Source organism: Desulfosporosinus sp. HMP52 (genome assembly GCF_000765145.1).
GTDB lineage: Bacteria > Bacillota > Desulfitobacteriia > Desulfitobacteriales > Desulfitobacteriaceae > Desulfosporosinus.
Window position 1 is genome coordinate 83,163 of record NZ_JMGA01000030.1, and the last position, 12,927, is coordinate 96,089.

The window sequence follows — 12,927 nt, forward strand, 5'->3', positions numbered from 1 at the left end:
TGTGAATATTGTTGGTAGATAGGAGCTCATCGCATGGGTCTGTTTCAACTACAACATCTTGATAAGAATGCGGAAACTGCTATTGATAGAATCATAATTTGCGATAACTATAATCGAACCAGGCTGTTTGCTATTGTCTTATTCTTAGCTAATCTCATTTTTCTTATGATTGATTTTAATAACAGAGCAAAAGGACTCTGGGCAATTAGTGATGGCTATTATTATGTGTTTTACACCCATATTGTTTTAGGTTTCGTGACTTTCATGTCTATTTTAGTTACTTTCAAGGTCACTGCTCACTCTGTAAGGGAGATAACTTTATTTCATAAATTGTATGTCATACTTTTTGCTTTTTTTGCATTAAATTATTCAGCTGTTATATCTGGTTGGGTATCATTGGAGATCAATAGGCCCAATAATGTATACCTCATTGCATGCTATTCAGTTGCCATATTGTATAATTTCAAGTCAAAGATTGCTGCATTTTTGTATGGTCTGTCCTGTATTACTTTCATGATATGTTTAACCATTAGTCTAGAGGATCCCTATTTAAGCTTTGGTCATTATCTAGATGTTTTTTTATTAGTTGTGATTGCTTATTTTTTATCGACAGTGCTTCTAAAGTATAAGCAACGGAATTTGCTGCAAAACCATTATCTTGAGGATTTAGTCCAAGAGCGGACAAGGGAAATGCAAGTTGCTAACGATTTGCTTAAACAGGAAATAATTGAACGTAAACGTACTGAGTCCGAGATGGCACGACTTGAAAAGTTGAATTTAATTGGTGAAATGGCGGCTAGTATCAGTCATGAAGTAAGAAATCCAATGACTACCGTCAAAGGATTTCTGCAACTGCTTAAGGATAAACAAGGATCAAGAGAAAAGGAATTCTTCAATATCATGATAGAAGAACTAGATCGTGCCAATTCCATTCTTACAGAGTTTCTTTCCATAACTCGTAACAAACCAACTGCGTTGGAATGTCACAATATTAATGACATAGTTATCTCGACATTACCGCTTCTTCAGGCGGACGCACAAAATAATGACAAATTACTGAATGCCGAGCTCAATGATGTCTCGGATTTACAACTCGATGTACAGGAAATTCGCCAATTGTTATTAAATCTTGTTCGAAATGGATTCGAGGCAATGTCTAGTGGCGGACAGGTTAGCATTAGAACATATTCTTCAAACGGTGAAGTAGTCCTAGTTGTATCTGATGAAGGTACGGGAATTGACGAAATTGTGCTTGAAAAACTAGGTACACCATTTTATACAACGAAAGAAAAAGGCACAGGTTTAGGATTAGCTGTATGTTACGGTATAGTTTCTAGACATAATGGAAGGATAAGTGTTGAAACCAGTCCTTCTGGTTCTACCTTTTATGTTTGCTTTAAATTGGATGATCGGAATTATAAATGAGTGAGTAAGCAATAGGGGTAGTAATAGAGTTTAAGTTTTGATTTGAGATAGCAGTCCTGATTCATACAGGCTGCTATCTGTGTTTTTGCCGAAGAAAATGCTGATGAAGAATTGGACGTCTCAAGTTTGCAAAGACTAGAAAAATAAAACTTGTCTTCAAAGGAGTGACTGATTTGACTCATCGACGTAGCGGAACACGACAAATATTATATCCTTTAAACCCTAAAGACCCACGCAATCTTGCCTATAAACAAGAGGATCTGGGCTCGCTTCCTAAAGCTTATCAAGAGTTTTACCGAGAAATGACCCGGTTCATTCCCTACCAGCGGGTTTTTATTGATCCACTTTATACTTTAGGGTTTGGCATTGACGCCAGTTTTTATCGGTTAATTCCTAAAGTTGTTGTTAAGGTTCTTAATAGTGAAGAAATGTCGGCAATTTTAAAGATTGCGCAGAATCTTAACACACCAGTTACTTTTCGATGTGCTGGGACTAGTTTATCGGGGCAAGCTCTAACGGATTCTGTCTTACTCATGGTTCAAGGAGCGTGGCGGCACTATGATGTGTTGGAAGAAGGAAAGAAAATTACTCTCGAACCCGGGATTCTCGGAGTAGAGGCAAACCGGTATTTAAAATCATATGGCAGGAAGATAGGCCCGGATCCGGCGTCCATAGATCATTGCATGATTGGCGGGATAGCTGCCAATAATGCCAGCGGTATGTGCTGCGGTACTGCAGATAATAGCTATAAAACAGTTGAAGATATGCAAATTATTTTTGACGATGGAACGATTCTTGATACAGCAGATCCTGATTCTCGTAAAACCTTTCTTCAAAGTAAACCAGATCTCATCCTACAAATAGAGAGTATTCGAGATGAGCTTAAGGCTGACCCGGAGCTAACTATGATGATTGAAAAGAAGTATAAGATTAAGAATACTACAGGCTATAGTCTAAATGCCTTTGTTGATTATGAGGATCCAATTGAGATTATTAAGCATGTTATGATTGGTTCGGAAGGAACTTTAGGGTTCATCTCTCAAATAACCTATAAAACAGTAATCGAGCATGATCATAAAGCATCTGCCTTAATTATATATCCGGATATGGATCATGCCTGTCGAGCTGTAATGAAGCTGAATCGGGATCTGGTGTCAGCTGCTGAGATGATGGACAGGGCTTCTCTTAAAACCATGGAAGAGCAGCCGGGTATGCCCGATTATTTGAGAACTCTTTCGGAAACGGCAACCGCTCTCCTTGTGGAGGTTCGTGCAGAAAATCGGGAGGTTCTTGAAAAACGGATTGGCGAAGTTAAAGAACGTCTTAAAGTTATCTCAACAGTTTTGCCGATTGACTTTACTACCATAAAATCCGAGTATGAAACTTATTGGAAGATTCGCAAAGGGATTTTCCCTGCAGTGGGTGGAGTACGAGAACAAGGTACAGCGGTAATTATTGAAGATGTAGCTTTTCCTTTAGAAAGATTAGCCGAAGCCACACTGGATCTAAGAAATATTCTTAACAAATTTGGCTATGTGGATGCTATTATTTATGGTCATGCTCTAGATGGGAATTGGCATTTTATTTTCACTCCGAAGTTTGAGACGGATGAAGAAATTGAGCGATATGCAGGACTTATGAAAGAGGTTAATGAACTGGTTGTCAAAAAATATGATGGCTCATTGAAGGCCGAACATGGAACCGGTCGGAATATGGCGCCTTTTGTAGAGCTGGAATGGGGGAGTAAGGCATATCAGCTCATGAAACGGATAAAATCTGCCTTTGATCCTCGTGGCTTGTTAAATCCCGGAGTGGTTATCAATGATAATCAGAACGTCTATCTAGAAGACCTAAAAATGATGCCAGAGTCTCATGAAACTATTGACCGTTGTACAAACTGTGGTTTTTGTCAAGATATCTGCCCCTCAAAGAACATTACCACAACCCCGCGAATGAGGATTATCCTGCAACGTGAAATATCCTTTCTGAAACGGACAGGAAAAGAACCCCAGCGTTTAATGCGTTTACTTAAGGATTATGACTATGCCGGCAATGCAACCTGTGCTACAGACGGACTCTGTGCCAAAGCATGTCCCCTTTCCATTAATACCGGAGATAATTCGAAATACCTGCGTTCACAGGCCATTACGCCTACCGCTCGCTTTATTGCCCAACGTCTGTCCAAAAATATGAATGGGGTTACTACTTTTATGCGCTTTGGACTAGGTGCCGTAGATGTTGCCCATTCACTACTGGGAACTGGAGTGATGGATACACTGGCAACAAAGGCTCACACCCTCACAAAGAACCGAATTCCCAACTGGAACCCTTGGATGCCTGGTCGGGGCTCTAATCCCAAGATTCCAGCCGGTAATTCAACACGGGGTATGAACTCGTCTGGAACAGCTTCGATGAACCCAGACCTCTTAAAGGTAGTCTATTTTCCGAGCTGTATTAGCCGCTCTATGGGTCCTGCTCGTAAGGATAGGGATCAAAGACCTCTTCACGAAGTGATGAGTTCAATATTGGACAAAGCTGGATATGAAGTTATCTACCCGCCAAACATGGATAACCTGTGCTGTGGTATGCCCTGGGAAAGTAAAGGTTTCTTCGATATTGCTGATGAGAAAAGTGAGGAACTTGAGAAAGTACTGCTCCAAACCAGTGAAAATGGAAAATACCCCATTCTTTGCGACACCAGCCCCTGTCTCTATCGGATGAAACGAGCTTTTAAATCTGGAATTGAGCTGCATGATTCCGTAGAGTTTACCCATGATTTCTTGCTTAATCGCTTAAAATTAAGAAAGCTTCCAGAGACTGTGGCTGTTCATGTAACCTGTAGTTCTGTAAAAATGCATCTCAGTGATAAATTTAAGGCGATAGCAGAGGCCTGTGCAGAAAAAGTAGTGATGCCGGATGATGTACATTGTTGTGGATTTGCAGGGGATAAGGGATTCTCATTCCCTGAACTGAACCGTTCCGCCTTGGCTGGGCTAAAACCCTCGCTTCCAGAGGGCTGTACTTCGGGTTATTCTAATAGCAGAACATGTGAGATAGGGCTATCGTTACATAGTGGAATAAGCTATCAATCGTTAATGTATCTTGTGGATCGTTCCTCGACGCCACTACCATTACATTAAGAGTTGGATAACTAGGGAGTTCGAGTATTTCGCATATAAGAGAGAAGAAAGAAAGAAAGAAAGATAGGAGCTCATAATGCTGTTAATAAGCAGTATATGAGCTCCAATTATAAGTGATTATTAACCTAAGGAATTAGGCTAAATCTGTAAAAATTGAGAGTCTAATACCTTGAATAGTTTTCTAAATCATTATCAACCCCGTATTGAAGCTGGATTTCATTGACACGCGGTATCCACTGAATTAACCGCTCCTGAACCTCCGTATCTTTTACCTTGTCGACCAGCAGTACTTGGTTTTCGCTTAACTGTACAGCGATCTTATATTGATTATTCTCTGTATCAAGGCTTACCATAATGCCCTCATATGGTTCTTTAGCATATGGTGTATTATTTAGGAAGGCGTCTTTGCTCATTATTTTGCCATATAACTTATTCATTTTTAATCACCTCATCATTAATGTTTCCAGGTGCAATACTTCTATGTAAGCGAAGCTTCATATAAAATAAATAAATGCGTTGGTTAAGAAGAGAATTTCTCCTGCCAACGCATTTTGTATAGTTCGTAGTGCTTTAAATATATCGTAACTATACTATATTTAATTTTCTCGGGGTAATTTTGTCATCTAATAATTATGAGTGCCTATAACTACTGGTTTTCCGTATTTCCCTTCTAGTTTCACCTTAATACTATCTAAATCGATGGGACAAGCAGCTGTGCTTCCAGCTCGAACCACACAGGTACCAATATGAATAGCATCAATATCTTGATATAAATAATCAGCCATTTCCATAACTAAGCCAACCTTAGGCATAACTAGGCCGGGGCAATCACCACAACCACTGAGTCCCGCAATTTGAACTGTGTCATACTTAGCAAATTCACCATCTTTTAGAGCAGCTGCCTTAAAACATTTTAAGCAAGCAATACAACTCACATCACGGATCTTAGAACAGGAAACAATTAAAATATTAGCCATAGGGTTCAGCCTCCTTGTAAATATTTAATGGAAATGTTCTACAAAGAAGATAAATAATCCTATGTAATTTGGATGGTTTAGAAAATTTTAGAAAAGAAATTTGAAATCCCGGAAGGGAGGTTATATAAAAAGCCTATTAATGTGAAAATAGACAGTCTCGCAGGAAATCGCTACATTTCTTGGAGATGATTCTTAATTAAGGATAAGTTTCCTAACACCAAGAGCATGGTTCTGCCATAGCAAGTCTTTAACGACTTCCAACTGGTGTTCCTCACATTGAATTATTAATACAACCTCTGGTGACCGCTGTTTTTTCTGTCTGCCAGCGATGTCTTTTGTAATTATAAGCCTAATAATTAAGCCTGCCGTAAATCCAAGGATGATACCGATTATTCCCCAGAGAATTGGGCCCCAGGTTAATAAGAAACCATAGATACTCCCAAAGAGACATAATAAGGTTGCTAGAATTATGGGTAAATCAAATAAGCTTAAACCATCTGAGGAATGAATTGAATCAAAAAGCTTTCTTTCCTCGTCGCGTTTATCCATTGATACACCAAGAATGTTCTCTTTAGGAACTCCTTTCATTTGTATAGCCGTTATAGCCAATTCCAGATAAGTTGAATGATCAAATGTTGAGACAATATACATGTTCTTCCCTCTTTCATCACCTTTGCAAAAGGGCATGAGGAATTCTTTAGATTGATAATTATTTTTTAAGTATTTAGCCTGTTCCCAATCGAAAAGTTTATTGAGATAAACAGTTTTAGCATAGGCATCATAAATGGAGTAAAAATATATACTTGGTAGGTTTAAGAACCATTGTGGATCGATAACAGCTCTAGCAGAGTTAAATTGTCCCAATAATGTGTAATGTATAGCCGGCAATAGCTCGGATTGAATTATAATAAATATTGACCAAATTGTTATAAAGAAAGCGGATGGGAGCCGATTTAAGGCTTGTCCTAGTCCCGGCATGAATACTGACCACATCGCCGAATGCCAGGGAATCCTTTGGTCGAGGAAATTAATATCAAATAGGCTAATGTTAAATGACTTCACTTGAGCATCTTCTCTAGCCCCTAGAATATATTGTTGATTCAAGGTGACAGTACTTCGATAACTATCCCATACTGTGAAAAGGTAAGTCGGAATATATAAGAGTACCCATTGAATATTAAGAATGTCTTTTGCCATTTGGAATTGTCCTGTAAAGGAATACAACAAGGCTAGGTTAATATGGGCATAGTAATTAATTGTAATTTCCCAACAAAACAAAAAATATCCCCTAAGGTATTTGCATATCATTATATGACCTAGGCCGGGGAAGGCAAGGGACCACCAAGCTATTACATAGGGGTTCTTAAATTGAAGTTGAGTAATACCATAAGGGCTAACATAGGCTATATACCGACGAACTTTCGAATATAATTCTGGTCGGTCCATTGCAACCTCCAAATACATTTGCCTTAGTATACCCTTTTCTTGAGAGAAAATTATGACAATATTAGCGTTGATTGTCTGGCGTTGCCTATAGTATCGGTGGTTTTTTTAAATTATCTGGCTATCGATTTATCATCGAATAATTCTATGGTATCTGAAGACATAGAAGAAGGATTTGGAAGATATAAATGAATTTACTGAATATTTAAGGAGGGGAATGACATGGATCAGAATCCATCACTTGTAAAGATAACTATGATTATCGTTATGATTACATCTTTTATAGCACCATTTACTGGAAATGCCGTTAATCTTGGAATTCCGCAGATTGGCCTGGAATATGGAGTCGACCAATCCGGTCTAAATTGGGTTGTCACCAGTTATCTCCTAGCAAGTGCCGCTTTTTTACTGCCATTCGGACGTCTGGGAGATATTATTGGCAGAAAGAAAGTATTTCTCGTAGGAATGTTCTTTTTTGCAGTAACTTCGCTAGGGTGTGGGCTGGCATTTTCCTTCCCTGTTTTAATTATCTTCAGAGTTTTACAAGGAATTGCCAGTGCTATGATTTTTGGGACTTCCATGGCTATTCTAACCTCAGTTGTTCCTCCAAAAGAACGGGGGAGGGCAATGGGCTTAAGTGCAGCTACCACCTATATTGGTCTTTCACTTGGCCCTGTTTTAGGTGGGGTAATATGCAGTACTATAAGTTGGCGGGGGATATTCTATTTTAATTTTATAATAGCGTTACTAGTGTTTGGCTTAACTCTTGCGAAGCTCTCAGGGGAGTGGGTCGGAGCTGACAACGAACAATTTGATACAAAGGGCAGTGTTTTTTGGACATTTGGGATACTGTTGTTTCTCTATGGATTATCGGATATCAGTCAAGGATCCCAATATTCCGCTGCCTTTATTACAGGTATCGTCTTATTGACTGCCTTTGTATTTTACGAAAATAAAACTTCATTCCCATTACTGCCTATTCGGATGTTTTCTAAAAATCGAGCCTTTTCTTTTTCCAATTTAGCGGCCCTAATAAACTATAGCGCTACATTTGCCTTAATCTATTTGATGTCAATATATCTTCAAAATGTACAAAAGATAGATACAGCACAATCGGGTTTGATTCTCCTTTCACAGCCCATTATTATGGCTGTTCTTTCACCTTTAGCAGGTCGTTTATCTGATAAAATTAATTCTAAGATTCTTGCTTCCTTAGGAATGGGCATAACAACAATAGGACTATTCTTATTTATTTTTTTAACAGAAGTAACTTCCATTACGTTTATCATAGTTAACCTTGCATTCATAGGACTTGGCTTTGCTCTGTTTTCTTCGCCTAATACAAATGCAGTTATGAGTTCTGTTGAACGACCGCTTTATGGAGTAGCTTCTTCTACCCTAGCTACGATGAGGCTTATAGGCCAAACTCTGAGTATGACCATCGTGGCTCTTATTACTTCATTTGATATGAAAAGCTTAACCCTTGATTCGCCCTATTATGTTGAGAGTTTTCTTAGAAGCTCGAGAACCAGTTTCATTGTTTTTGCCATTCTTTGTTTTATTGGTGTTTTTGCATCTTTAGCGAGAGGGCACAAGACCAGTATAACAGGCATATCGTCAAGCCATAAAGGCCATCGTAAAAACCAAGCCTTGTAAAATCTGCATATTCAATTTGTTTTATCACTCTATATTATGATAATCACTTAGCTTTCTTGGGCCGGCAAGAATCTCTCTGCCTATGAATAAGGTACCGTCATCTTTTGTTTTGACATTCCATTTAACCAAGGTAATATTTCCGCTTTCAATTTCAATTGCTGTTATACTTCGCGGATGGACACTGCTTCCGTCATTAAAATAAGGAGGTTCACCTATTTCAGGAAACATTGGCCTATGGGTGTGACCGGCTATAAGCATGTGCTTTTCTCTTATTACCCACTCCGAAAGTTTCAGTTCTACTGCATCTTTCTTAGCATAGTTCTTGGCTGTACTTGTAGGATCGTTTACCCCAAACAATTCAAGTGGCCTCCAAAAATATCTTACGAGAAATCTCGAAAATCTCCACAGTTCATAATCCAGGAAACTCACCTGGTGACCGTGAATAAGGAGAATTTTTTGATTTGTAACAGTGTGCTTTAAAACTAGCCCTTCGTGGACTTGGATTTTTTCAAATAGGGGAACATATTTTTTTTCCTTTTCATTATAAGATTCACATAGATTTTTTTTAACAAATTTATTTTTGCTTTTGATCATATCGTGATTGCCAAAGATTAAATGTAACCGACCTTCATTATAAAATTCGGAAAGAAGCCAGAAAGCATTGCTATGAACATACATAATGTCTGAGAGTCTTTTGTTTTTCCAAAGCTCGTCGCCATCGCCGATCTCGATGTAAGTATAATTTTCATTATAGTAATAAGTTAAGGCTGCAAAATATAAGTTTTGGTTTTTCAAAAAGTCATCAGCCCAGCTCCCATCACCCCTATGGACGTCGCTCATTAGGATAAACCTGGAGGAATCGTCGAAAGGGATTACTTCTGCCGATTCGAAGACGTTAGATATGCGTTTTAATTTATTCATCTTTACCCCCTGCAAAAAGAAAACATTGAAAAGGTCTTTAAGATGCTAGTTAAAGATTAATTGCACAAGCTATTCCTTGAAAGTGTTGCTAAGCCATTATATTGAATTAAGATAAAAAAAGTGCTTTTTTTGAGGGCGCTAAAAACACCCCCAAAACTCAATCAAAGCTTGGGGGGTGTTTTGTGTCTGTGTTTATACATTTAGTCACAGAACTTCAGATGATCTTTTTAATCACTCAGAAAAATTTACTGTCTTAGTAAGCAAATCCTGGCCTAGAATTGTATTCGGGAAAACCGATTTTGCAAGATCTATATACTCTTGAGGACTTGTCAAGGATGGACTATAGTGAGTTAACCAAAGTTCTTTGACCCTTCCTTGTTTTGCAATTAATCCGGCTTCAGAAAACAGCATATGCTTTTTTTGCTCAGCTTTTCTTAAGTCGGACTGTTTACCATACATACCTTCACAAACTAATAAATCCGACTCGCTGATAAATTCGACTAAGCTATTCGTTGGTCGTGTATCAGTGCAATAAGAAACCTTAATCCCTTTTCTTATCTCGCCTACAACCATCTCTGGTTTGATGATTTTACCGTCCCATGTAATTGTCTGGCCCTTTTGAAGAGTATTCCAGTAGTTTAAAGGGATTTTTAAGTTACTAGCACGTTCAACATCAAATTTACCTTGTCTTTTAAACTCAATACTGAATGCTAAGCAAGGAAGAGTATGCTCAACAGGTATGCTCTTAATTTCAATGCTACTCATTATTGTCGTCGTTATGTTAGTATCTGATAGCTCAGTTAATGACAAATCATAGGGCAATCCAGGTGAAATTACTGTTAGACAATCAACTACTTTCTGTATACCATTAGGGCCCATTAGTGTTAATGGTTCTTTCCTTCCTGAATTGCCGATTGAAAGAAGAATCCCCGGCAACCCGGAAATGTGATCAGCATGATAGTGCGTAAATAAAATAACGTCAATGCCTTTAAAACCCCATTTGATTTGCCTAAGAGGAATTTGAGTTCCTTCTCCACAATCTATTAGGAGCATTCTCCCCATGGATCTTAAGAGCAGGGATGACAGCCATCTGTTTGGCAGAGGCATCATCCCTCCGGTGCCCAATAGACAAACATCGAGCATAGAAAGCCTCCTTAATTCTTAATCAATAAGTAATTAATTATGTAATTTTTGTTTAATTAGTATATATATTATACCTTGGTACTAACCAGATAAAAATTTTCGTTTTGAGCACAGTGGTATTGAAATTCGTAGGTATTTCGATATAATAAGAACATAAGTTCGTATGATATCAAATACATGTACTGCGAGGTGAGCTTAATGAGTGACTTGTGCCTGGAATGCAATCGACAGGCAAGTTGTATTGAACCCTGCGAAAAGTGGTTAATCTGGCACAACAAATGCCCGGTATGTCAGAATAGACTTATTCATATCGGAGGTTGTACCGAGTGCATTACCGGGGATTGGTCTATGTGTGGGTAAGAATGTCTGTTTGGTTACATTTGATGGAGGGTGAGAAAATGCCAAGTTTAACTACATTTTGTTATTTTTTGTCTCTGTTATTTTATGGAATGGGGTATTCGAAGAACTTGCTCATAAAGAACTATACAACCTATATAAGTGCATCCGATTATACTTTTCTTGTATCACTAACAACGGGTTACTTCGTCTTAGCAATTTTCTTTGCGGTATCAGGCTCTTTTTATCTTTTTGTTAACCTTCGTCGTGGAGTGTTGTAATTATTTTTTAACTAGCCATAGCCAAGTTAAAGAGGATAAACTATTATATCTTTGATAATCCTTTTAGCTTTAATATGGAGGTGTCTTTCATTATAGAAAAGAAGTTTGGCAAAATCCTATTAGCTATTTTAGTAATAGGTTTACTATTTCCCACATGGACTCCTTCAATAAGAGGCCACGAGAATAGTATTAGTATTTTAAAACAGATTGAGATTAATGGAAGCAAGCATGAGGTCATGATCAGAGGATATGATAGAAGAAATCCTATTGTAATATTTGTGCACGGTGGTCCGGGTTGTCCGGAAATTCCATATGTAAAAAAGTATCAAGAATCGCTGGAAAAAAATTTCACAATCCTTCAATATGACCAACGAGGAGCAGGGAAATCCTATCATTTCTTTGAGGATTATACCAATCTTTCCATTGATTTATTAGTGGATGACTTAATTGCCCTTACAGATTATATTAATAAGGAATATGGGGCGGAAAAGGTAATCCTAGTGGGACATTCCTTTGGAACAATAGTAGGTATTAAAGCTGCAGATCGAGCTCCGGAAAAATATCTTTGCTACATAGGAATTGGTCAAGTCGGAGATTTCTGGACAGGGGAACTGGAGGCTTTGGAATATTGTCTAAGGCAGGCTTCTGACCAGAAAGACTTTTTAGATGCTAAAAGAATAGAGGCATGTCGGGAAAACATAATTAACCACAAAGAATCATTTAAGAGGAATTTTGTATGGAAATATGGCGGAGCAGTACGTCTTGTTAATGAAAAGAAGGATATTTTAGCAGGAGTCTTTTTAAACCCAGAATATAATTTGCTGGATGCAGTTCGATATGCAGTTGGTTTGCGCGTTTCTGATAATCTACTATGGAAGGAAATTAAAGAAAGTAATATTCCTTCAGAAGTGCCAGAATTAGCAATTCCTTGTTATTTTGTTGCTGGGAAATATGATTATTTAACTCCTATAGAGACTGCTCGCAGCTACTATAATTCCATTCTTGCCCCTAAGAAAGGGTTTGTTGTATTTGATCAATCCGCCCATTTTCCACAGTTTGAACAGAATGAGGATTTTGCTAAATTACTTAATGAGATAAATAGGGATTTACAGAAAGACACTTATGAAGATAAGAATAATAATATGTGATTTTAAGCTAGCAATAAATAAATAATAATCAAGGTATAATTTGGATAAAAATTATAGTTTACAGCATGCAAAAAAAATGGTATCTTAATTGAGCGGCAAATAAGGCCTTTATGAAATACTAAATGCTAAATTAATCATAAGTTAGATCTTGACAACAATGATTAATGATGCTATTATGTAATTCCGGCCAGATTGGGCCGAGGAAAAAATGGTCTTTGGTCACCTCCCGCCATCCATGGCTCCGGTGACACCCAGACCGTCCATGGTCTTTGAAAACTAAACAACAAGGACAGCCAATGAGAGAGACTCGCAAGAGTTTCAAAATAAATCATGAGTCAATCATCTTCTTCTAATGAGAAGTTTGAAAATAACTTTTTTTGGAGAGTTTGATCCTGGCTCAGGACGAACGCTGGCGGCGTGCCTAACACATGCAAGTCGAACGGAGAATTTTGATAAG

Annotated in this window: 9 protein-coding genes and 1 rRNA gene; 5 read left to right on the plus strand and 5 right to left on the minus strand. The window is 38.0% G+C overall.

Annotated elements, in window-relative coordinates:
• Positions 1–33 precede the first annotated feature (33 nt).
• The gene (locus DP73_RS12970) at positions 34–1,425 is read left to right on the plus strand and encodes an ATP-binding protein (protein WP_034600049.1); all 1,392 of its coding nucleotides are present in this window, start codon (positions 34–36) and stop codon (positions 1,423–1,425) included.
• 173 nt (positions 1,426–1,598) lie between these two features.
• Positions 1,599–4,565 carry an FAD-binding and (Fe-S)-binding domain-containing protein gene (locus DP73_RS12975; protein WP_034600051.1) on the plus strand — a complete coding sequence of 989 codons (2,967 nt, stop codon included), beginning with the start codon at positions 1,599–1,601 and terminating at the stop codon, positions 4,563–4,565.
• 161 nt (positions 4,566–4,726) lie between these two features.
• Here the strand turns inward: DP73_RS12975 and DP73_RS12980 are convergent, their stop codons facing one another.
• The 3 genes from DP73_RS12980 to DP73_RS12990 all read right to left on the minus strand — a co-directional run bounded on the left by DP73_RS12980 (position 4,727) and on the right by DP73_RS12990 (position 6,988).
• The gene (locus tag DP73_RS12980) at positions 4,727–5,002 is read right to left on the minus strand and encodes a hypothetical protein (RefSeq protein WP_034600052.1); all 276 of its coding nucleotides are present in this window, start codon (positions 5,000–5,002) and stop codon (positions 4,727–4,729) included.
• 186 nt (positions 5,003–5,188) lie between these two features.
• On the minus strand, positions 5,189–5,542 hold the full coding sequence (locus DP73_RS12985; protein ID WP_034600054.1) for a CGGC domain-containing protein: 354 nt from the start codon (positions 5,540–5,542) through the stop codon (positions 5,189–5,191).
• 192 nt (positions 5,543–5,734) lie between these two features.
• Positions 5,735–6,988 (minus strand): hypothetical protein, encoded by a 1,254-nt coding sequence (locus DP73_RS12990; RefSeq protein WP_034600056.1) that lies wholly within the window; start codon positions 6,986–6,988, stop codon positions 5,735–5,737.
• 219 nt (positions 6,989–7,207) lie between these two features.
• Between DP73_RS12990 and DP73_RS12995 the strand changes: the two genes are divergently transcribed.
• Positions 7,208–8,641, plus strand: coding sequence for an MFS transporter (locus tag DP73_RS12995; RefSeq protein WP_052090659.1), 1,434 nt, complete (start codon positions 7,208–7,210; stop codon positions 8,639–8,641).
• Positions 8,642–8,665: 24 nt separating this feature from the next.
• Here DP73_RS12995 and DP73_RS13000 read toward each other — a convergent pair whose 3' ends face one another.
• Both DP73_RS13000 and DP73_RS13005 read right to left on the minus strand, forming a co-directional pair.
• Positions 8,666–9,562, minus strand: coding sequence for a metallophosphoesterase (locus DP73_RS13000; protein WP_034600057.1), 897 nt, complete (start codon positions 9,560–9,562; stop codon positions 8,666–8,668).
• A 231-nt stretch (positions 9,563–9,793) separates the two neighbouring features.
• Positions 9,794–10,705, minus strand: coding sequence for a ribonuclease Z (locus DP73_RS13005; RefSeq protein ID WP_034600058.1), 912 nt, complete (start codon positions 10,703–10,705; stop codon positions 9,794–9,796).
• Between the two features lie 853 nt (positions 10,706–11,558).
• Between DP73_RS13005 and DP73_RS13015 the strand changes: the two genes are divergently transcribed.
• Together DP73_RS13015 and DP73_RS13020 are read left to right on the plus strand one after the other, a co-directional pair.
• Positions 11,559–12,470 (plus strand): alpha/beta hydrolase, encoded by a 912-nt coding sequence (locus DP73_RS13015; protein WP_242865752.1) that lies wholly within the window; start codon positions 11,559–11,561, stop codon positions 12,468–12,470.
• A 374-nt stretch (positions 12,471–12,844) separates the two neighbouring features.
• Positions 12,845–12,927 (plus strand): 16S ribosomal RNA (locus DP73_RS13020); the annotation flags it as partial.